Source organism: Pseudomonas sp. ANT_J28 (assembly GCF_008370005.1).
GTDB lineage: Bacteria > Pseudomonadota > Gammaproteobacteria > Pseudomonadales > Pseudomonadaceae > Aquipseudomonas > Aquipseudomonas frigoris.
In genome coordinates this window covers 1-20063 of sequence record NZ_VOBM01000024.1, presented here as the reverse complement: position 1 = coordinate 20063, position 20063 = coordinate 1, and the positions used below count along the sequence as shown (strand labels likewise).

Genomic DNA, 20063 nt, shown 5'->3' with positions numbered 1-20063 from the left:
CAACAGCCGGAACGATAACGCATAACCTGTAGGAGCCAGGCTTGCCGGCGAAGGCGTACTGACCGACGCCTTCGCCAGCAAGCCGTGCTCCTACATAGGGCATCCCCCTTATTCATCGATATTGCGGATCAACATGACACCCACACTCCTCGAACTCGAAGACGAATTCACCCACCTCACCCTCGCCCCGCAACTCGGTGGCAGCATCGTCAACTGGAGCGTGCGCGGCACGGGGCTGCCGCTGTTGCGCCACAGTGACGCTCACGCGCTGAACACCGGCCTGCCCGGCAAGCTCGGCTGTTTTCCCTTGGCTCCGTGGTCAAATCGCATTGCCGAAGGGGGTTTCGACTGCCCCGAGGGATGGCTGGCCCTGACACCCAACAGCCTCACCGATCCCCTGCCGATTCACGGCAGCGCCTGGCAACAGCCGTGGCAGGTGGTTTCGCAGACACGCGATGAAGTCATCCTGCAACTCGACAGCACCACGCCCTTCGCTTACCGCGCCCGGCAACGATTCCACCTGAGCGACGGCAAGTTGAGCATTGACCTTAAGGTCACCCATCTGGCGGAACGCGCTGCCTGGCATGGGCTCGGCTTGCATCCTTACTTTCCGCGTACCACGGGCACCCAGTTGCAGGCGCAAGCCCGGCACGTCTGGTTGTGTGACGGGACGAAACTGCCGACACACCTCAGCGCGTTGCCGGCCGAATGGGATTTCCAGTCGCTCAAGGCGCTGCCCGACACATTGTGTCGACAACGGTTTCTGCGAATGGGACGGCCACTGCCTGATCCGCCAGCCAGCGCTGGGCTATGAGTTGGAATGCCGCGCCACCGGCAGCGATTACTTCCTGCTCTACTGCCCGGTGGGCCTGGATTTTTTCTGTATCGAACCGGTGAGCCACCCGGTCAACGCGCATCACCTGCCCGGTCGACCGGGGTTGCGATTGCTGGAGCAAGGCGAGTCAGCCGAGCTCGGTTTCAGCCTGCACTATCGCTACCCCAGCAACTGACTCAGCACCGCACGCAACTTGCCGGGTTTCACCGGTTTGTTCAGCAGCGGTGCATCGAGTCTCTGCAATGAGCGCCGACACTGGTCCGTGCGGTCTGCGGTGATGATGACCGCCGGAATCACCTGGCGGTAATGCTCACGCAAATGCCTGACCACATCACAACCCACCACCCCGTGATCGAGGTGGTAGTCCGCCAGAATCAGTTCCGGCGGCCGCCCCTCCAAGGCTGCCAGTGCGGAAAATTCATCAGTGGCCGTGACCACCTCGCAGCCCCACTGCCCAAGCAGCGCGCTCATGCTTTCGAGGATGCTCACTTCGTTGTCCAGCACCAGCAAACGTCGGCCCGGCAATGGATTGCCGTTGCCTGGTTGTGGTGCCGCCAGACTGATCGGCAGCGGAATTTCATGGGAAATCGGCACGTCGATGCTGAACATCGAACCGCGCCCCGGCAACGAATGAACCCCGACTTTATAGCCGAGGATCTTGGCAATCCGTTCAACGATGGCCAGCCCCAGGCCCACACCCTTGCGGTCGGCGGCGCGTCCGACGTCCAGTTGGTTGAACTCGAGGAAGATCGAATCCAGTCGGTCCGCCGCGATCCCGCGCCCGGTGTCCCAGACTTCCAGGCGCAGCATTTCACCCCGGCGTCTGGCACCCAGCAGGATGCTGCCCTCGTCGGTGTAGCGGCAGGCGTTGCTGAGGAAGTTGCGCAGAATCCGCGTCATCAGGCGCAAGTCAGTGCTGATGGCGTAATCGCCCATGTGCACCCGCAGGTTCAACCCTGCGGCTTCGGCCACTGACTGGAACTCCGACACCAATGGCGCGAGCAATTCGTCGAGACGGTACAGCGCAATATCCGGTTTCACCGCTGCCTGATCGAGCCGGGAAATATCCAGCAAATCGGTGAGCAAATCTTCCGCCCCTTCCAGCGCCTGGTGAGTCCGCTCAACTAGCACCTGTTCGACGTCGGGTAGCTTGCGTTCGCGCAGTGTCGAGATCAGCAAACGCGCGGCATTGAGCGGTTGCAGCAGGTCATGACTGGCGGCGGCGAGGTATTTGTCCTTGCTGCGATTGGCGTCCTCGGCGGCGTCCCGGGCATCGCGCAAGTCCTGGGCGATCTGCTTACGCTGGGTGATCTGCTGTTGCAGGTTGCGGTTGGCTTCCAGCAACTCGTCGGTGCGCGCGGTGACGCGCTGTTCCAGTTCGTCGTTGAGTTGCTGCAGGCGCTGCTGGGCGAGTTTGCGTTCGGTGATGTCGGCGACAAAGCCTTCCACCAGCCCTTCCTGATCGGGCTTGAGCAACAGGTTCATCAGCACGTCGAGGCTGCTGCCATCCTTGCGCCGCAATTGGGTTTCGTAACCGAGCAGGCTGCGCTCGCGCTTGAGCATTTCACCGATGTTTTCCAGTTCTTGAGCGCCGCCGACAAACAGGTTGCTCGCCAGATCCGCCAGCGAAAACAGCACCTCCTGAGGGTCCTGATAACCGAGCATCCGCGCCAGTGCCGGGTTGGCGGCACGCATGCCTTCCAGGAGGCTTGCCTGGAAGATCCCGTGGACCGCGTTTTCGAACAGCCATTTATAGCGATTGCGCTCGGCTTCCAGCTCGTCGAGGCGCGCGGCCAGTTCCGGGTAATGACTCTTGCGCGCCGAGTGACTGCCTAATCCCAGTAACCCCGCCAGCGCCCGTTGCTGTTCGTCAGAGGGCTTCGCCATAGACGACCTCGACATCACGCTGACTGGACTCGCGCGGGTTGGTCAAGATGCACGGGTCGTGCATGGCGTGTTGCGACAGGAACGGGATGTCCGCGGTGCTGACCCCGTGCAATCCCAGGGTTTCGTGGAAGCCGATCGCATGTTTCAGAGCGATCAGATGTTCGACCAGACGCCCGCAAATCTGCCGGTGATTCAAGCCACGGCAATCGATGCCAAAGGTCTCGGCGATCACCTTGAAGCGTTCCGGTGCCGAGTTGTAGTTGAACGCCACCACGTGTTCCACCAACACCGCGTTGCACAGCCCATGAGGCAAGTCGAGAAAGCCACCGAGGCTGTGGGACATGGCGTGCACCGCGCCGAGGATCGCGTTGGAGAACGCCAGCCCGGCCTGCATGCTGCCGAGCATGATTTTCTCGCGCAAGGCGATGTCGTTCGGGTTGGCGATCATCTGCACCAGGTTACCGTTGATCAGGCGCATCGCCTCCAGCGCATGGGGATCGGTCAACGGCCCGTGGCCAGTGGACACAAACGCTTCGATGGCATGCACCAACGCATCGATGCCGGTACAGGCCGACAGGAACGGGTCCATGCTCAACGTGGTTTCCGGGTCGATCAGCGACACGTCCGGGACCACCGCCTTACTGACGATGGAGAACTTCATGCGTTCTTGCTGGTTGGAGATGATCACGAATTGCGAGACATCGGCCGACGTCCCGGCGGTGGTCGGAATCAGTATCAGCGGCGGGCTGGGGACACGGATGGTGTCCACGCCTTCGAATTCGAGGATGCTGCGTCCATGGGCGACGACAATGCCGATGCCTTTGCCGCAATCCATCGGGCTGCCGCCACCGACGGCCACGATCACATCGCAATGATTTTCCCGGTACAAATCGGCGCCGAGCATCACTTCTTCGACCCGAGGATTGGGCGAGACCGCGCTATACAAGAAATACTCGATACCTTGGGCTTGCAGGCTGGCCTCGACATCAGCGACCCAACCGGCCGCAATCACACCGGGATCGCTGACCAGCAGCACCTTGCGGGCGCCAAAGGTTTTGGCGCAATTGCCGACGTTGTGCCGGCAGCCGGCACCAAAGATGATTTCAGGCGAAACGAATTTACGCAGCTGGCTGAGACTCTGGCTCATTGGAAAGCCTGTTTTTATTGTTTTGGAAGGTAATGTCCACACTAAAGCATCCGGCTGTGAATGCAATCAGACCAATGGGTAGCCCCGGGCTCACCCTCGGTAGATCAGTCGCGAAGCCTTCTCGTTACGCAACGTCAGGTGTTCCATGCCCAGCCCCGGTGCGTCGGCTTCCTCGCGAGCCTTGAGGATCAAGCCGTGGTGCGGTGACTTGCTGCACACCGGGTCCGCATTGGCCGCGTCACCGGTCAGCATGAATGCCTGGCAGCGGCAGCCGCCCAGGTCCTTGTGCTTTTCATCGCAGGTGCGGCACGGCTCCTTCATCCAGTCATCACCGCGAAAGCGATTGAAACCGAAAGAATCCGTCCAGATGTGCTCGATGCTGTGCTCGCGCACGTTGGGAAACTGCACAGGCAATTGTCTGGCACTGTGGCAAGGCAACGCGGTGCCGTCCGGGGTGATGTCGAGAAACAGATTGGCCCAGCCGTTCATGCAGGTCTTGGGACGCTCTTCGTAGTAATCCGGGGTGACGAAGATCAGCTTGCACGGGTGGCCCTGCGCTTCAAGACGCTCGCGATATGAGTGGGTGATGCGCTCGGCACGCTGCAATTGTTCGCGCGTGGGTAACAGGCCGACACGGTTGAGCTCGGCCCAGCCGTAGAACTGGCACGTCGCCAATTCGACGAAATCCGCTTCCAGCTCCAGGCACAAGTCGATGATCTGTGCGATGTGGTCGATGTTGTGCCGATGGGTGACGAAGTTCAGCACCATCGGGTAGCCCTGGGCCTTTACTGCGCGGGCCATGGCCAGTTTCTGGGCGAAGGCCTTGCGCGAACCGGCGAGCATGTTGTTCACCGCTTCGTCGGCGGCCTGGAAGCTGATCTGAATGTGGTCCAGCCCCGCGACCTTGAAATCGCGCACTTTCTGCTCGGTCAGACCGATGCCCGAGGTGATCAGGTTGGTGTAGTAACCCATGTCCCGGGCGGCCTTGATCAGTTCGGCCAGGTCCTGTCTTACCAACGGCTCACCGCCGGAAAAGCCCAGTTGCGCGGCGCCCATCTCCCGGGCCTCGCGGAACACCCGGATCCACTCTTCGGTGCTCAATTCCTCACCCTGCTGGGCGAAGTCCAGCGGGTTGGAGCAATACGGGCATTGCAGCGGGCAACGGTAGGTCAGCTCCGCCAACAGCCACAACGGCGGGCCCGGACGCGAGTCACTCGATCCAGAATTGAGCATGGGCCACCTCCAGAAACGCCAGCACATCTTCGTCGATCCCCGGTACACCGGGGAAACTCTCAGACAGTCGATCAATGATCGCCGCAACGCTGCGCTGGCCGTCCACCAGATCGAGGATCTGCCCGGCACTGGTGTTGAGTTTGATCATGCCTTCGGGGTACAGCAGCACGTGACAGTCCTGACGAGGTTCCCATTGCAGGCGAAAACCCTGACGCAGCGACGGTGATTGCTCGCGGTTGATCAGGCTCACAGGGCAATCCCCCGGTGCCAGACGTTCTCGGTGGTGACGGTGTGATACGGCGGGCGCTCCAGCTCGTAGGCCATGCTCATGGCGTCGAGCATGCTCCACAGCACGTCGAGCTTGAATTGCAGGATTTCCAGCATGCGTTGCTGGCCTTCGACCGTGACGTAATGCGCGAGGGTGATGCGCAAACCATGCTCGACATCCCGTCGCGCCTGACTCAGGCGATTACGGAAATAGTCGTAACCGCCGACGTCGATCCAAGGGTAATGGGTTGGCCAGGCATCGAGTCGGGATTGGTGGATCTGTGGCGCAAATAGCTCGGTCAGCGAACTGCTGGCGGCTTCCTGCCAACAGGCACGACGGGCGAAATTGACGTAGGCGTCCACGGCGAAACGGACACCGGGCAGCACCAATTCCTGTGAAAGGATTTGCTCGCGATCCAGCCCCACCGCTTCGCCCAGCCGCAGCCAGGCTTCGATCCCGCCTTCGCTGCCGGGCACGCCGTCGTGATCGAGGATTCGTTGCAGCCATTCCCGGCGCACGTCGCGGTCCGGGCAGTTGGCGAGAATCGCCGCGTCCTTCAGGGGGATGTTGACCTGGTAATAGAAGCGATTGGCGACCCAGCCCTGAATCTGCTCGCGGGTTGATCGGCCGGCGTACATGGCTTGGTGGAATGGATGGTGGATGTGGTAATAGGCGCCTTTGGCGCGCAGGGCCGCTTCGAATTCGGCGGGGGACATCAGTGTGTCGTTCATTGCGGTTCTCCTGGAAGCACTGCGGTGTCTGTTCTGGCCTCTTCGCGAGCAAGCCCGCTCCCACATTGGTTCTCTGTTGTTCACACATTTTGTGTCCAGTGGAGATCCCCTGTGGGAGCGGGCTTGCTCGCGAAGGGGCCCTCCGCTACAACTCAATACTCATGCCGTCAAACGCCACTTCAATCCCGCGCCGCTCCAGCAGGGCCCGCTCGGCCGAGTCTTCATTGAGGATCGGGTTGGTGTTGTTGATGTGGATCAGCACCTTGCGCTGGCGGGTGAAGCCTTCAAGGATTTCGAGCATGCCGCCAGGGCCGCTTTGCGAGAGGTGACCCATTTCACTGCCCAGGTTCTGGCCGACTTCGCAGACTCGCATCTCGTCGTCGCGCCACAAGGTGCCGTCCAGCAACAGGCAATCGGCGCGTTGCATCCAGCTCAAAACCTCATCGTCGACCTGTCCCAGGCCCGGCGCGTAGAACAGCGAAGCACCGCTGCGCCGGTCTTCGATAAACAAGCCGATGGTGTCGCCCGGCTGCGGATTGCCGCGATTGGGCGAATACGGCGGTGCGTTGCTGACCAAGGGGATCGCGCGAAATCGCAGGTGTGCGCAAGCGGTGATGCTGAACGGCTCGCGGTCGAGCCCGACCGGTTGCCACTGCAACCCGCCGTTCCAGTGTTTGAGCATGGTGAACAACGGGAAGCCGCTGCTCAGGTCTTCATGGACGCGTTCGGTGCACCAGACCTGATGCGGGCAACCTTCGCGCAGGCTCAACAGGCCGGTGCAGTGGTCGATCTGGCTGTCCAGCAGGACGATGCCAGCGATCGCGGTATCACGCACCCGGCGCGCCGGTTGCAGCGGCGCGAAACTCTCGAGTTGCGCACGAATGTCCGGTGAAGCATTGCACAGCACCCAATCAACACCGTTGTCGCTCAGGGCAATCGAGGACTGGGTACGCCGTTGGGCCCGCAGGCTGCCATTGCGCATCGCGGCGCACTGGCGGCAGTTGCAATTCCATTGCGGAAAACCACCGCCAGCGGCGGATCCGAGAACGCGAATGTGCATGGGCAATGCTCCAGAAGGCAGGCCCGGCCAACGCAACAGCTGGCCGGGTGAACAATCAGCGGTTGGCGAAATACATCGTCACTTCGAAGCCAATGCGCAGGTCGGTAAACGCGGGTTTAGTCCACATGGGTCAATCCTCTTCTTATGCCGGACGATTCCGGTAAAGCCATTAATGCACGGGGGGCCAGGCACCCGAATGCTACTTTCGAACGAGTTGGCGGCGTGCATTGGTAGGGGGTGTTGCGCGGTTTTCAAACTCTCACTAGGCCAATGTGGGAGCGGGCTTGCTCGCGAAAGCGGTCTGTCAGTCACATCAATATTGGATGTGCCGCCGCCTTCGCGAGCAAGCCCGCTCCCACAGGGGGGGTTGTGTGGTGCCTGCCAGGTTAGAAGAACCCCATCGGATTGATGTCGTAGCTCACCAGCAGGTTTTTGGTCTGCTGATAATGGTCGAGCATCATCTTGTGGTTTTCACGGCCGACACCGGACTTCTTGTAGCCACCGAACGCGGCGTGGGCCGGGTACAGGTGATAGCAGTTGGTCCAGACACGCCCGGCCTTGATCGCCCGGCCCATGCGGTAGGCGCGGTTGATGTCGCGGGTCCACAGACCGGCGCCGAGGCCGAACTCGCTGTCGTTGGCAATCGCCAGGGCTTCGGCTTCGTCCTTGAAGGTGGTGATACCTACCACCGGGCCGAAGATTTCTTCCTGGAACACGCGCATTTTGTTGTGGCCCTTGAGCAGGGTCGGCTGGATGTAATAACCCGTCGACAAATCGCCCTCAAGACGCTCGGCCGCGCCGCCAGTGAGCAGCTCAGCGCCCTCCTCCTGAGCGATTTTCAGGTACGAGAGAATCTTGTCGTATTGCTGCTCGGACGCCTGGGCGCCGACCATGGTTTCGGTGTCCAGCGGGTTGCCGCGTTTGATCTTGACGATCTTCTTCATCACCACTTTCATGAAGTCGTCGTAGATCGACTCCTGCACCAGCGCTCGCGATGGACAGGTGCAGACTTCGCCCTGGTTGAAGAACGCCAGCACCAGGCCTTCGGCGGCCTTCTCGATGAACTGCGGCTCGGCTTGCATGATGTCTTCGAAGAAGATGTTCGGCGACTTGCCGCCCAGTTCGACAGTGCTCGGAATGATGTTCTCGGCCGCGCATTTCATGATGTGCGCGCCAATCGGGGTGGAACCGGTGAAGGCGATCTTGGCGATACGCTTGCTGGTCGCCAGCGCCTCACCCGCTTCGCGACCGAAGCCCTGAACGATGTTCAGCACACCGGCCGGCAACAAATCGGCGATCAACTCGGCGAAGACCATGATTGACAGCGGCGTCTGCTCGGCAGGTTTGAGTACCACGCAGTTACCGGCGGCCAGAGCCGGTGCGAGCTTCCAGGCGGCCATCAGCAGCGGGAAGTTCCACGGAATGATCTGTCCGACCACGCCCAGCGGCTCGTGGAAGTGGTAGGCGGTGGTCAGCTCATTGATCTCGGCGGCACCGCCCTCTTGAGCGCGGATGCAACCGGCGAAGTAACGGAAATGGTCGGCGGCCAGCGGCACGTCGGCATTCAGGGTTTCGCGCACAGCTTTGCCGTTGTCCCAGGTTTCGGTGACGGCGAGGATTTCCAGGTTCTGCTCAATGCGGTCTGCGATTTTCAGCAGCACCAGGGAGCGGTCCTGCGCCGAGGTTTTGCCCCAGGCATCAGCCGCGGCATGCGCTGCGTCGAGGGCTTTTTCGATGTCGGCGGCGCTAGAGCGAGGGAATTCGGCGATCACTTCACCGGTGACCGGCGAAGAGTTGGTGAAGTACTCACCATTGACCGGGGCGACGAACTCGCCGCCGATGAAATTGCCGTAGCGCGGTTTAAACGTAACGACGGCGCCAGGTGTACCAGGTTGTGCGTAGATCATGGTGGGCCTCTGTCTGGGTCGATGCCTGTCGGGCAAACAAGCGATGAACCGATAGTAGAGAGCCCCACGCGTCAGACGAATGCGCCGTTGGCAGGAGGACTCTCGTTATTTGGTAGTAGATTCGCGCACATCAAATGTGGGAGCGGGCTTGCTCGCGAAAGCGAACTGTCAGTCAACTCATGTGTTGAATGTGACGCCGCCTTCGCGAGCAAGCCCGCTCCCACAGGGGTTATGCGGTGGGTTCAGAGTTAATGTTTGGCGACCAGGTCTTTCGGCAACTTGAACGTCCAAAGCATGCCGCCCTGGTTGAAGTCCTTGATGCGCTTGGCCACTTCGCCGCCCCACAGAGGAACAGCACCGCCCCAACCGGACAGCACCGAGACGTACTGTTCGCCGTCCATTTCCCAGGTCACAGGCGAGCCGAGTACGCCGGAGCCGGTCTGGAATTCCCAGACTTTCTCGCCGGTCTTGGCATTGAACGCCTGCAGGAAACCTTCCGGCGTGCCGGTGAACACCAGGTTGCCTTTGGTGGTCAGCACTCCGCCCCACAGCGGCGCGTAGTTCTTGTGGCGCCAGACTTCCTTGCCGGTTTTCGGGTCAATGGCGCGCAGTACGCCGATGTAGTCTTCATTCAATGGCTTGATGGTGAAACCGGCACCGAGGAACGCCGCGCCTTTCTTGTAGGCGATGCCTTCGTTCCAGATGTCCATGCCCCATTCGTTGGACGGCACGTAGAACAGCCCGGTGTCCTTGTTGTAGGCCATCGGCATCCAGTTTTTCGCGCCGAGGAACGCTGGTGCTACGAATACCGAACTGCCTTTGGCTTCCGTGCCCGGTGCGCCTGGACGGCTGGCTTCGTTGTAGATCGGCCGGCCCTCTTTATCCAGGCCGGTGGCCCAGGTGATTTTGTCCACGAACGGGAAGCCGCGAATGAATTTGCCGTTGGTGCGGTCCAGCACATAGAAGAAACCGTTACGGTCAGCGGTCGCGGCAGCTTTAATCTCTTTGCCGCCTTCGGTGTAGTTGAACGAGACCAGCTCGTTCACACCGTCATAGTCCCAGCCATCGTGAGGCGTGCTCTGGAAGTGCCACTTGATGGTGCCGTCGTCCGGGTTGAGCGCCAGTCGCGACGACGAGTAGAGGTTGTCGCCAGGACGCAGGTGCGAGTTCCACGGCGCCGGGTTGCCGGTGCCGAACAGCAGCAGATTGGTTTCAGGGTCGTAGTAGCCGCCAAGCCAAGGCGCCGCGCCACCGGTTTTCCAGAGATCGCCGGGCCAGGTCTTGCCCGCTTCACCGCCGGAGATGCCGTTCTCCACCGCTTTGCCGTCCTTGTAGACATAACCCATGTGGCCTTCGACGGTGGGCCGGGTCCACAGCAGGTCGCCGTTTTTCGGATCATAGGCTTCGATCTTGCCGACCACCCCGAACTCGCCACCGGCGACACCGGTGATCAGTTTGCCGTTGATCACCAACGGCGCGGCGCTGATCGAATAGCCTTCCTTGTGGTCGGCGACTTTCTTGCTCCAGACGACCTTTCCGGTGTCTTTGTTCAGCGCCACGAGCTTGGCGTCGAGGGTGCCGAAAATCACCAGGTCGCCGTACAGCGCGACACCACGGTTGATCACGTCGCAGCAAGGACGGATGTCATCGGGCAGGCGCGCATCGTATTGCCAGAGCTTCTTGCCGGTGCGCGCATCCACCGCAAACACCCGCGAGTAGGAACCGGTCATGTACATCACGCCGTCCTTGATCATCGGCTGTGCTTGCTGACCGCGTTGTTTTTCACCGCCGAAGGAGAACGCCCAGACCGGCCGCAAGTCCTTCACGTTGTTGACGTTGAGCGTGTCCAGCGGGCTGTAGCGTTGACCCTGGACGCCCAGACCGTTGGTGACGATCTGCTCCGGGTTCTTGGGATCCTGGAGGATGTCTTGATCGGTGACGCCGGCCAGCGCGGTGCCGGATAACAGCATGGCACTGAGCAGCACGCTCAAGACGAAGGGTTGGCGACGTGCGGGTTGGGTCATGACGGCTACCTCTGCAGTTTTTGTTATACCCGGGAAATTTTCCCGGTCTGGTGCAGATTCTTGGGCGCCGCCGCCCTTGGAACAATTGCCCGCAGTGCTGAGATTGCTAGTTCCTTAGTACCGGGTCGGAGGAGATGAACACCGAATTTCATGATCGACACTGACCCCATGTGGGAGCGGGCTTGCTCGCGAAGGCGGTGTGTCAGTTGACATTGATGTTGCCTGACACGCCGCCTTCGCGAGCAAGCCCGCTCCCACATGGGTTCTCTGCGTGTCACTTTCCTGCGGCGGAATCGACTCGGGTCATTTGGCCGCGCTCGTAACGCGGGTACAAATGGCTGACGCTGCGGATCAGCTCGTAACGGCTCAGAGTGATCCCGGCAAACCGTTCGGGAATGGGGCTGCGGATCATCTCGGCCATATCACTGCCATTGGCGGCGCCATCGCGCATCAACTGGTCGAGCCAGCTGAGATAGTCACGCATTTGCTCGAACGGCTGTCGATCACTGGCCACCGGTCCATGGCCGGGGACGATCAACGTCCACGGCAAGCCTTGAAGGGTGGCGATGTCCGCCAGCCACACCGCCAGCCCCGGACTGTTGGGCGTGGTCAGCGCCCGTTGGTAAAACACCAGATCCCCGGCAAACAGCACGCCGGTTTTCTGGTCGAGAATAGCCAGATCCGCGCCCGTGTGCCCACCCAGGCCCAGCAGACGCAGATCGTGATCCCCAAAACTTTGCACGCCGGGCGTCAGCGTCCGGGTCGGCAACACCACTTCGGTGCCGCGCATCCAGTCGCCCACCAGTCGGTACATGTTCTCGGCCATGGCATCGCCCTGCTGATGCAACAGCTCGGTGGTGCCAGCCAACGCGCCGATCGGCACGTCAGTGAAGGCCTGGTTGCCGAGCACATGATCAGGATGATGATGGGTCAGCAGCACCTCGATCACCGGTTTGTCGGTGATCGAGGCAATCGCCTTGCGCATGGCTTCGCCGTAGCGTTTCGACGGCCCGGTGTCGATCACCACCACACCGTGCTCGGTGACGATGAACGCGGTATTGACGATGTTGCCGCCGTTGGCCTTGGCAAAATTGTCCGTACTGCCTTCCAGCAGCCAGGTGTCTTCGGCGATCTGCCGGGGTTTGAGTATGTATTCAAGATCCGCCAGGGCCGGCAGGCTCAAACCGATGAACAACAGCAGCATCCAGCGCATCATGCGCTCCTTTGGGTCAGGGTATGGCCGCATCGAATTGGTTGCCGCTGTTGTCGCGCAGCAACAGGCGCGTCTGCCCTGCCCCTTCGATATCGAAGGTCAGGTTGGGGTTTTCGCTGACGGCGGGAAACAGCTCCAGACGGGCCAGCAGTTGATCGTGCTGATCCCGCAGTTCGGCATGGTTGATGAAGAATTCCGGGATGCCGCTGACCATGCCGTTGTCCATCGGGTGCGCCACCTGCAAGCGCACACGGCTGAATTCGCCACGGGGATAACGACCGCCCAGCACTTCGCCGATGTGGTCCTCCCAGCCCGGCTGAGTGCGCACCACACTCGGCGCCGTGCATCCGCCGCCCGCTGCATCGATCAGGGTCGAGCCGACATGCCAGAGGCCGTCGCGGGTCAGTACCGCCGCGCGCAATGGCGTGGCTTGCTCGATACGAATACGGATCGACAGCCAGGGCAGCACGCGGCCCAGCGGCTGAAAATCGACAATTTTCGGCAAAGGGTTGAGTTCAGCCCAAGCGAGGATTTTCACCACTTCGCCCTTGAACGCTCGCGCATCGATTTCCAGCGGCACTTGCCGGGCATCTTCGGCGAACGGCGGCGCCAGCAGCTTGACCCGCTGGTCGAACACGAACGGCGCATCGCCGAGCATTTGCTTGTGATAGAAGGCCCACATCACCGACGGCACCGGGTCTTTGCCCGGGTCGATGTCCACGGCGTGCGCGGCGATGGGTAACCAACAGGCCAACACACAACCCGCTCGCCAGTTCACTATTGATACATCTCGGGCACGTCATAGCGCAGGCCGTAATGGCCATAAATGGTTTTGACAGCGCCCTCGCGGATCAAGGTTTCCAGTGCCTCTTCCACGGCATAGGCCAGTTGACGGTTGCTTTCATGCACCGCCATGCCGATCTCCCAAAGCTGCTTGCCCATGTTCGGGTAGGCGTTTTCCGCCAGCGCCACTTGCGGGTCCGCCGCTTCATGCACTTGCCAGTCGATCTCGCCACGCATCGCCATGACCGCGTCGACTTCACCGGCCTTCATGGCCGCGAACGCTTGAGGTACACCGGGATAGTGATGCGTTTTGGCGGCGAGCATGCCGCTGAACACCGAGGTCAGGTAGAACGACGGCACGCTGTCGACTTCGACGCCGATCGGGTGGTGCTCGAACACCGCGACGCTGCCCACCGACTCCAGCCGACGGCGGTCATAGGCGACCTGCCATTGTTCGTTCTGGTACGGCCCGAACATCACCACATGGCCGTTTTCCAGCTCACCCAGTTCATTGCGCTTCTGCGCGTAATCGCGGTCGTACGGCACGCGCATCATCAGGTCAGCCAGTTGCAGATCGTGCAACTGACTGGTACGCCAGATGTAATCGCGCAGGTCGTCATCGAGCTTCTCGCCGGCCGGCGCCCAAATCAACGTGAGGCGCACGCCGAGGGCCTTGGCCAAGGCCTCGGCGAGTTCGACGTCAACGCCACGGGCCTCGCCGGCGTCTTCAAAACTGTAGGGGGCGAAGTCCTTGTAGACCGCCACTTTCAGCTCCCCGGCGGCGATCATTTCGTCATAGGTACGGACCTGCGCCTGCACGGCCTGGCAGCACAGCAACACAGCGCTGATCAACACAGCGAGCAGGCGCATGGGTTACTCCTCGACGTGAACGCTGTCCAGATAGGTGCGCACCGCCCACAAGGCTTCCTGGCTCAGGTAGTCGGCCATCTTCGGCATGTAGACCCGGCCGTCACGCACGGCGCCATGGCGCACGCGTTGGACGAACCATTCATCACCGGCATCAGCGACATCGAGCATGCGCAAATCGGGGGCGATGCCGCCGGATTTGGCTTCCAGCCCATGACAGGCCGCACAGTTCTGGTTGTACGCCGAGGAGCCGAGTTCCAGGGCCTTATCATGCTCCGGCGAGGCGCGGTAAGGGTTCACCGATGCCCAACCATCGGCATCGACCGATACGCCGGCGTCTTTGATCGGGGTCAGGCCCGGGGTTTCCACCGCTTGCGGCACCACGTTGCCGTGGGCCCAGACGGAACCTGCGCTGATAAACCCGGCCAGCAGTCCGGCAACGAGTAAGGCGCTGCGTTTTGTTGTCATTGTTATGCCCTCTTGATTGCACGCAAAACCTCTTTGAAGAGGCTATGGCACCCATCTTAGGAAGGGCTTCGCGCAAGCCCCATGCTGCTTTGGTGGTCGCCGCCTAGTTCCTTGGTAGTAGGGCCTGTCGCGCGCACCCGGGTACGCTTCCGGCGCCTTTACTACCTTGGTACTGGCTCACTGGTACTTTCTGCATATTTCCTTCTGCCTCACAGCGTTCCTATGCTGGCGCTACCTGTAATGGAGTGCCCTATGCGCCAGCTTGCCCCTTACGCCCTGATCTACCTGTTGGCGATTGCCTGCGCCGCCGGGCTGGTGACCCAGAGCCAGGCCGCCGACGCGCCGTTGCAGGTGCAAATCGGCTATCTGGGCTATCGCCCCGACCCGGGCCCGTTGCTGTCGAATGTCATTCCCGAGCCGGTCGATGCCGGGTTGCGTGGCGCCGAACTGGCGATCACTGATAGCAACAGCACCGGGCGTTTTCTCAACCAGAGCTACAGCCTGATCAGCGCCAACGTCGACAATCCCGATGCCCTGGTCGAAGCAGCCAAGGCTCAACATGAACAAGGTCTGCGCCTGTTTGTCGTCAACGCACCGGCCGCGAGCTTGCGCCAACTCAGCGCCGTGCTGCCCGACAGCTTGCTGTTCAACGCTGGCAGCCCCGACGACAGCCTGCGCACCACCGACTGCCTGCCGAACGTGCTGCACAGCCTGCCGAGTCGGGCGATGCTCGCCGATGCGCTGGCGCAATTTCTGGTGGTGCGCAAATGGCAACGGGCGCTGCTGATCGTCGGCCCGACCCCGGACGATCAAGCCTATGCCGCCGCCCTGCGCCGCGCCGCCAAACACTTCGGGCTGAAACTGGTCGCGGAAAAAGCCTGGAGTTTCGACAACGATCAGCGCCGCAGCGCCCAGGCCGACATGCCGCTGTTCACCCAGACCGCAGAATACGACGTGGTGCTGGTGGCGGATGAACGCGGTGATTTCGGCGAATACGTGCCCTATCAGACCTGGTACCCACGGCCGGTCGCTGGCACTCAGGGTCTGACCCCGGTGGGCTGGCACAAAACCGTGGAAACCTACGGCGCCGCCCAGTTGCAGAAACGTTTCGAAGCCCTGACCGGGCGCTGGATGAATGACCGCGATTTCGCGGCCTGGATCGCCGTGCGCAGCATCGCCAGCGCGGTGAGCAAACTGCGTCAGGTCGATCCGATGGCGATCCGTACGCTTGAGATCAGCGATCAATTGCCGCTGGACGGTTTCAAGGGTCGCAAGCTCAGCTATCGGCCGTGGAACGGCCAGTTGCGCCAACCCATTCCCATCGTGCAGCCCCGAGCGTTGGTCAGCACTTCGCCACAAGACGGCTTCCTGCACCCGTTCAACGAAATGGACAGCCTGGGCTACGACAAACCCGAAGTGACCTGTCGCTTTCCCTAATCCAATTTTCCACAAGAACGACAACAAGAAGGAATCCGCCATGCGCCGCACCCTGCTCTCTTGCGCCCTGATGCTCGCCGCCGGGCAGGCCGCGGCCAGCATTGCCTGGGTCTCCAACGAAAAGGACAACAGCCTCAGCCTGATTGACCTGCAGACCCTGCAAGTCACCGACACCCTGCCCGTCGGCCAGCGCCCGCGCGGTCTGCTGCTGTCCCACGACAATAAGCTGCTGTACATCTGCGCCAGTGACTCGGACCGGGTCCAGGTGATGGACGTGGCCACGCGCAAAATCATCAAAGAGCTGCCCTCGGGCAAAGACCCTGAGCAGTTCGCCCTGCACCCCAACAATCGCTGGCTGTACGTTTCCAACGAAGACGATGCGCTGGTGACGGTGATCGACACCGAAACCTCCAAGGTGCTGAGCCAGATCAACGTCGGCGTCGAACCCGAAGGCATGGCCGTCAGCCCCGACGGCAAGTGGGCGGTGAACACCAGCGAAACCACGAACATGCTGCACTGGATCGACACCAGCACCCAGACCCTGGCCGACAGCACCCTGGTGGATCAGCGCCCGCGCTTCGTCGAGTTCACACCCGATGGCTCGAAGCTCTGGGCTTCGGCGGAAATCGGCGGCACGGTGACCATTCTCGACGTCGCCACCCGCAAAACCCTCAAGACCCTGACCTTCCAGATCAAGGGCGTGCACCCGGATAAGGTTCAACCGGTGGGGATCAAGCTCAGCGCTGATGGCAAGTACGGTTTCGTCGCCCTGGGCCCGGCCAATCATGTGGCGGTGATTGACGCCAAGACCTTCGAAATCCTTGATTACCTGCTGGTCGGCCGGCGTGTCTGGCAGATGTCGTTTACCCCGGATCAAAAACAATTGCTGGCCACCAATGGTGTCAGCGGCGATGTGTCGGTGATCGATGTCGACAGCCTCAAGGTCACCCAATCGATCAAGGTCGGGCGCTATCCGTGGGGCGTGGTGGTGACCCCATGAACGCACTGGAAGTCAGCGAGCTGAGTTTCGCCTATGGCGCGAAAGAGGCATTGCGCCAGGTGAGTTTCAGCCTGGCACCCGGGCGTTTCGCGGCGCTACTCGGGCCGAACGGCGCGGGGAAATCGACGCTGATTGCCCTGCTCACCCGGCTCTATGATTTGCAGCGCGGTGACATCCGCGTCGGCGGTTGTTCGCTGCGTAACACGGCGCGTCCGGCACTCAAGCAACTGGGTGTGGTGTTTCAGCAAAGCACCCTGGACCTGGACCTCAGCGTCGAGCAGAACTTGCGATATCACGCCGCGTTGCATGGGATGTCGCGGCGTCAGACCGGCCTGCGGGTCGACGCCGAACTGTCCCGCCAGGCCTTGACCGAACGCCGTCGCGAACGGGTCCGCGAACTCAATGGCGGCCACCGTCGCCGGGTGGAAATCGCCCGCGCCTTGTTGCATGAACCGCGTCTGCTGCTGCTCGATGAGGCCAGCGTCGGCCTCGACCCGGCCAGTCGGCTGGCGCTCAATCAACACATCCGCAGCCTGTGCCGCGAGCAGAACATCAGCGTGCTCTGGACCACCCATTTGCTGGATGAAGTGCAGCCCAGCGACGACTTGTTGATCCTTCATCAGGGCCGGCTGGTCGCCAGCGGACAAGCCGACGCCTTGAGCCTGGAGCACGGTGGTGACCTTGGTTCGGCCTTCACTCGACTGACGACCTCAGGAGCCGCCCAATGAATGCCTACTGGCAATGTTTCAGCGGCATCGTGCTGCGTGAATGGCTGCGCTTTGTGTTGCAACGCACGCGGTTTCTCAGTGCGCTGGTGCGGCCGTTGTTGTGGCTGCTGGTGTTCGCCGCCGGTTTTCGCGCGGCACTCGGGATCGCGATCATCGAGCCCTACGACACCTACATTCCGTATGAGGTGTACATCATCCCCGGGCTGGCCTGCATGATCCTGCTGTTCAACGGCATGCAAGGTTCGCTGTCGATGGTCTACGACCGGGAAATGGGCAGCATGCGCGTGCTGCTGACCAGCCCCCTGCCCCGGACTTTCCTGCTGTGCAGCAAACTGTTGGCCACCTCGCTGATCTCGCTGCTGCAGGTCTACGCCTTTCTGGCGATTGCCTGGGTGTACGGCGTGCAGCCACCGGCCATGGGGCTGTTGATCGCCTTGCCTGCGTTGCTGCTGGTGGCGTTGATGCTCAGCGCACTGGGCTTGTTGCTGTCCAACGCCATCCGTCAGCTGGAGAACTTTGCCGGAGTGATGAATTTCGTGATCTTCCCGCTGTTTTTCCTGTCCTCGGCGCTGTATCCGCTGTGGAAAATGCGCGAGTCCAGCGAGTGGCTGTACTGGTTGTGCGCATTGAACCCGTTCACCCATGCGGTGGAACTGGTGCGGTTTGCCTTGTATGAACGCTTCAATTCGTTGGCGCTGGCGGTGTGCGCGGGGCTGACGCTGGTGTTCGCTCTACTCGCCGTGCTCACCTTCAACCCGCAACACGCCGCCCTGCGCAAAACCAACTGACAACACAGATCCAATGTGGGAGCGGGCTTGCTCGCGAATGCGGCTTCACATTCAACATTTACGTTGACTGACACACCGCCTTCGCGAGCAAGCCCGCTCCCACATAAAGCAACCAGCGATCAGGTGAAATTACTACTTTAGTACTGGTTTTCCTGTCTATCGTCGCATTCCAATCGCACCGAGACTGGCATGTAATAGGTTCATAACTATAAGGATTGAACCCCATGCCGCGTGACCGACGTCGTCTGCTGCGCCCTTCTCTCGCTGCGCTGTCGCTGAGCCTGTTACTGGGCGCTGCGCAGGCCGAAACACCGCTGTTTTCCGCCGACGGCTATCGCATCGGTCTGTACCGCAGTCCGACCCCGACTCAAGTCCAGGGTGCCAGCATCATCGACACCGCGGCCCTGCAAACCCTGCTGACCCAGACACCGCGTCCGGTGCTGATCGACGTCTACCGCCGTCAGTGGTTGCAAGGACGTTTCATCGAGGATCAGCCCCACGAAAACCTCCCTGGTAGCCATTGGCTGGCCAATACCGGCGACGGCGACCTGACGCCCGACTGGCAGGACTATTTTGCGCGTAAGCTGAACACATTGACCGCAGGTGATCTCGCGCAACCGCTGGTCTTCTACTGCCGCGCCGACTGTTGGCTGAGCTGGAACGCGGTGAAGCGCGCCGCCGCCATGGGCTATAAGACGCTGTATTGGTATCGCGACGGCCTGGACGCCTGGCAGGCCGCCAACCTGCCCGTAACGCCCGCCCAGCCCGAGCCCTTCCCCTGACCGTTACGTGTGCGTGTTGTTGCCACACCCTAATCAAAATAATGAGGTGAAAGGCTATGTACAAAATTCTGATTGCCGACGATCACCCGCTGTTTCGCGAAGCCATTCATAACGTCATCAGCGATGGTTTTCCAGGCAGCGAGGTGATGGAAACCGCCGACCTGGACAGCGCATTGGTGCTGACGCAGGAACACGATGATCTGGACCTGATCCTGCTCGACCTGAACATGCCCGGCATGCACGGCCTCAATGGCCTGATCAACCTGCGCAACGAGGCGCCGACCATTCCGGTGGTGATCGTCTCGGCCGAACAGGACAAACAAGTCGTGCTGCAAGCCATCACTTATGGCGCGGTGGGTTTCATCACCAAATCCTCGCCACGGGTGCAGATGACCGAAGCCATCCAGCAGATCCTCAACGGCAATGTCTACTTGCCGCCGGACATCATCCGCACGCAAAAATGCGGTACAAGGCGCATGAACGATGCCCCGAGCTTCCCGCCGGAACTGCTCCAGGCCTTGACCCGCAAGCAGTTGCTGGTGCTCGAACGCATGACCAAGGGCGAGTCGAACAAACAGATCGCCTACACCCTGGAAATCGCCGAAACCACGGTCAAGGCCCACGTCTCGGCAATCCTGCGCAAACTCAATGTGCACAACCGGGTGCAGGCGATTTTGAGTGCCGGGGATATTGATTTCGGGTCTTACTTACGGCGTTGAGACCGAGTCGCCCCCTTCGCGAGCAAGCCCGCTCCCACATTGGATCTGAGTCGACTCGGTCAAATAATGAAATGGCTACCCCCGCCGCCCCCTGTGATCGCCCACTAAGCTTTCACAGGGGGCTCACCGGAGACCGTTGCCATGAACAAAGTAGCTATTGCCGCCATCGACCTGGGAAAACACACC

At 61.2% G+C, this 20063-nt stretch carries 19 protein-coding genes and 1 pseudogene; 7 read left to right on the top strand and 13 right to left on the bottom strand.

The window, feature by feature from the left end; all coding sequences use genetic code 11:
• Window positions 1-133 precede the first annotated feature (133 nt).
• Window positions 134-1010: pseudogene (locus FQ187_RS17770) on the top strand (aldose 1-epimerase).
• On the opposite strand, the gene FQ187_RS17765 reads toward FQ187_RS17770, so the two are convergent.
• The 13 genes from FQ187_RS17765 to pedF all read right to left on the bottom strand — a co-directional run bounded on the left by FQ187_RS17765 (window position 995) and on the right by pedF (window position 14423).
• Complete coding sequence (locus FQ187_RS17765; protein WP_149630477.1) at window positions 995-2722, bottom strand: NahK/ErcS family hybrid sensor histidine kinase/response regulator; 1728 nt, start codon at window positions 2720-2722, stop codon at window positions 995-997. The pseudogene FQ187_RS17770 and the gene FQ187_RS17765 overlap by 16 nt on opposite strands.
• On the bottom strand, window positions 2706-3869 hold the full coding sequence (ercA, locus tag FQ187_RS17760) for an alcohol dehydrogenase-like regulatory protein ErcA (protein ID WP_149630476.1): 1164 nt from the start codon (window positions 3867-3869) through the stop codon (window positions 2706-2708). The genes FQ187_RS17765 and ercA overlap by 17 nt, the downstream gene beginning before the upstream one ends.
• A gap of 90 nt (window positions 3870-3959) precedes the next feature.
• The gene (gene pqqE, locus FQ187_RS17755; RefSeq protein WP_149630475.1) at window positions 3960-5102 is read right to left on the bottom strand and encodes a pyrroloquinoline quinone biosynthesis protein PqqE; all 1143 of its coding nucleotides are present in this window, start codon (window positions 5100-5102) and stop codon (window positions 3960-3962) included.
• On the bottom strand, window positions 5080-5352 hold the full coding sequence (gene pqqD, locus FQ187_RS17750) for a pyrroloquinoline quinone biosynthesis peptide chaperone PqqD (protein ID WP_046048900.1): 273 nt from the start codon (window positions 5350-5352) through the stop codon (window positions 5080-5082). The genes pqqE and pqqD overlap by 23 nt, the downstream gene beginning before the upstream one ends.
• Complete coding sequence (pqqC, locus tag FQ187_RS17745) at window positions 5349-6101, bottom strand: pyrroloquinoline-quinone synthase PqqC (RefSeq protein WP_149630474.1); 753 nt, start codon at window positions 6099-6101, stop codon at window positions 5349-5351. Before pqqC ends, pqqD begins: the two co-directional genes overlap by 4 nt.
• Window positions 6102-6246: 145 nt before the next feature.
• Window positions 6247-7161 (bottom strand): pyrroloquinoline quinone biosynthesis protein PqqB, encoded by a 915-nt coding sequence (pqqB, locus tag FQ187_RS17740; RefSeq protein WP_149630473.1) that lies wholly within the window; start codon window positions 7159-7161, stop codon window positions 6247-6249.
• Window positions 7162-7216: 55 nt separating this feature from the next.
• Window positions 7217-7288, bottom strand: coding sequence for a pyrroloquinoline quinone precursor peptide PqqA (pqqA, locus tag FQ187_RS17735; protein ID WP_003253598.1), 72 nt, complete (start codon window positions 7286-7288; stop codon window positions 7217-7219).
• A gap of 259 nt (window positions 7289-7547) precedes the next feature.
• Window positions 7548-9068 (bottom strand): aldehyde dehydrogenase family protein, encoded by a 1521-nt coding sequence (locus FQ187_RS17730; protein ID WP_129444854.1) that lies wholly within the window; start codon window positions 9066-9068, stop codon window positions 7548-7550.
• A gap of 248 nt (window positions 9069-9316) precedes the next feature.
• A complete protein-coding gene (locus tag FQ187_RS17720; RefSeq protein WP_149630472.1) occupies window positions 9317-11092 on the bottom strand; it encodes a PQQ-dependent methanol/ethanol family dehydrogenase in 1776 nt (591 codons plus the stop codon).
• A 274-nt stretch (window positions 11093-11366) separates the two neighbouring features.
• On the bottom strand, window positions 11367-12305 hold the full coding sequence (locus tag FQ187_RS17715) for a quinoprotein relay system zinc metallohydrolase 1 (RefSeq protein WP_149630471.1): 939 nt from the start codon (window positions 12303-12305) through the stop codon (window positions 11367-11369).
• A 16-nt stretch (window positions 12306-12321) separates the two neighbouring features.
• The gene (locus FQ187_RS17710; RefSeq protein WP_149630470.1) at window positions 12322-13083 is read right to left on the bottom strand and encodes a quinoprotein dehydrogenase-associated SoxYZ-like carrier; all 762 of its coding nucleotides are present in this window, start codon (window positions 13081-13083) and stop codon (window positions 12322-12324) included.
• Window positions 13083-13958 (bottom strand): ABC transporter substrate-binding protein, encoded by an 876-nt coding sequence (locus FQ187_RS17705; RefSeq protein ID WP_149630469.1) that lies wholly within the window; start codon window positions 13956-13958, stop codon window positions 13083-13085. Before FQ187_RS17705 ends, FQ187_RS17710 begins: the two co-directional genes overlap by 1 nt.
• Before the next feature lie 3 nt (window positions 13959-13961).
• Window positions 13962-14423 carry a cytochrome c-550 PedF gene (gene pedF / locus FQ187_RS17700; protein ID WP_149630468.1) on the bottom strand — a complete coding sequence of 154 codons (462 nt, stop codon included), beginning with the start codon at window positions 14421-14423 and terminating at the stop codon, window positions 13962-13964.
• A gap of 252 nt (window positions 14424-14675) precedes the next feature.
• Here pedF and FQ187_RS17695 point away from each other — a divergent pair, with 252 nt between their 5' ends.
• From FQ187_RS17695 to FQ187_RS17670, 6 genes are all read left to right on the top strand, one after another.
• A complete protein-coding gene (locus FQ187_RS17695; RefSeq protein ID WP_149630467.1) occupies window positions 14676-15860 on the top strand; it encodes an ABC transporter substrate-binding protein in 1185 nt (394 codons plus the stop codon).
• A gap of 40 nt (window positions 15861-15900) precedes the next feature.
• On the top strand, window positions 15901-16860 hold the full coding sequence (locus FQ187_RS17690) for a YVTN family beta-propeller repeat protein (RefSeq protein WP_149630466.1): 960 nt from the start codon (window positions 15901-15903) through the stop codon (window positions 16858-16860).
• Window positions 16857-17588, top strand: a complete 732-nt coding sequence (locus FQ187_RS17685; RefSeq protein WP_149630465.1) for an ABC transporter ATP-binding protein — start codon at window positions 16857-16859, stop codon at window positions 17586-17588. Before FQ187_RS17690 ends, FQ187_RS17685 begins: the two co-directional genes overlap by 4 nt.
• The gene (locus FQ187_RS17680) at window positions 17585-18376 is read left to right on the top strand and encodes an ABC transporter permease (protein ID WP_149630464.1); all 792 of its coding nucleotides are present in this window, start codon (window positions 17585-17587) and stop codon (window positions 18374-18376) included. The genes FQ187_RS17685 and FQ187_RS17680 overlap by 4 nt, the downstream gene beginning before the upstream one ends.
• A 224-nt stretch (window positions 18377-18600) precedes the next feature.
• Window positions 18601-19158, top strand: a complete 558-nt coding sequence (locus FQ187_RS17675) for a PQQ-dependent catabolism-associated CXXCW motif protein (RefSeq protein ID WP_149630463.1) — start codon at window positions 18601-18603, stop codon at window positions 19156-19158.
• A gap of 56 nt (window positions 19159-19214) precedes the next feature.
• Window positions 19215-19877 carry a response regulator transcription factor gene (locus FQ187_RS17670; RefSeq protein ID WP_008149733.1) on the top strand — a complete coding sequence of 221 codons (663 nt, stop codon included), beginning with the start codon at window positions 19215-19217 and terminating at the stop codon, window positions 19875-19877.
• Window positions 19878-20063 lie beyond the last annotated feature (186 nt).

Excerpts from the sequence above, each read along its gene's own strand:
- pqqB (WP_149630473.1), bottom strand. The coding sequence starts at position 7,161 with ATGCACATTCGCGTTCTCGGATCCGCCGCTGGCGGTGGTTTTCCGCAA.
- FQ187_RS17690 (WP_149630466.1), top strand. The coding sequence starts at position 15,901 with ATGCGCCGCACCCTGCTCTCTTGCGCCCTGATGCTCGCCGCCGGGCAG.
- pqqC (WP_149630474.1), bottom strand. The coding sequence starts at position 6,101 with ATGAACGACACACTGATGTCCCCCGCCGAATTCGAAGCGGCCCTGCGC.
- ercA (WP_149630476.1), bottom strand. The coding sequence starts at position 3,869 with ATGAGCCAGAGTCTCAGCCAGCTGCGTAAATTCGTTTCGCCTGAAATC.
- FQ187_RS17720 (WP_149630472.1), bottom strand. The coding sequence starts at position 11,092 with ATGACCCAACCCGCACGTCGCCAACCCTTCGTCTTGAGCGTGCTGCTC.
- pqqE (WP_149630475.1), bottom strand. The coding sequence starts at position 5,102 with ATGCTCAATTCTGGATCGAGTGACTCGCGTCCGGGCCCGCCGTTGTGG.
- FQ187_RS17715 (WP_149630471.1), bottom strand. The coding sequence starts at position 12,305 with ATGCGCTGGATGCTGCTGTTGTTCATCGGTTTGAGCCTGCCGGCCCTG.
- FQ187_RS17730 (WP_129444854.1), bottom strand. The coding sequence starts at position 9,068 with ATGATCTACGCACAACCTGGTACACCTGGCGCCGTCGTTACGTTTAAA.
- FQ187_RS17670 (WP_008149733.1), top strand. The coding sequence starts at position 19,215 with ATGTACAAAATTCTGATTGCCGACGATCACCCGCTGTTTCGCGAAGCC.
- FQ187_RS17675 (WP_149630463.1), top strand. The coding sequence starts at position 18,601 with ATGCCGCGTGACCGACGTCGTCTGCTGCGCCCTTCTCTCGCTGCGCTG.
- FQ187_RS17705 (WP_149630469.1), bottom strand. The coding sequence starts at position 13,958 with ATGCGCCTGCTCGCTGTGTTGATCAGCGCTGTGTTGCTGTGCTGCCAG.
- FQ187_RS17765 (WP_149630477.1), bottom strand. The coding sequence starts at position 2,722 with ATGGCGAAGCCCTCTGACGAACAGCAACGGGCGCTGGCGGGGTTACTG.
- pedF (WP_149630468.1), bottom strand. The coding sequence starts at position 14,423 with ATGACAACAAAACGCAGCGCCTTACTCGTTGCCGGACTGCTGGCCGGG.
- FQ187_RS17680 (WP_149630464.1), top strand. The coding sequence starts at position 17,585 with ATGAATGCCTACTGGCAATGTTTCAGCGGCATCGTGCTGCGTGAATGG.
- FQ187_RS17695 (WP_149630467.1), top strand. The coding sequence starts at position 14,676 with ATGCGCCAGCTTGCCCCTTACGCCCTGATCTACCTGTTGGCGATTGCC.
- FQ187_RS17685 (WP_149630465.1), top strand. The coding sequence starts at position 16,857 with ATGAACGCACTGGAAGTCAGCGAGCTGAGTTTCGCCTATGGCGCGAAA.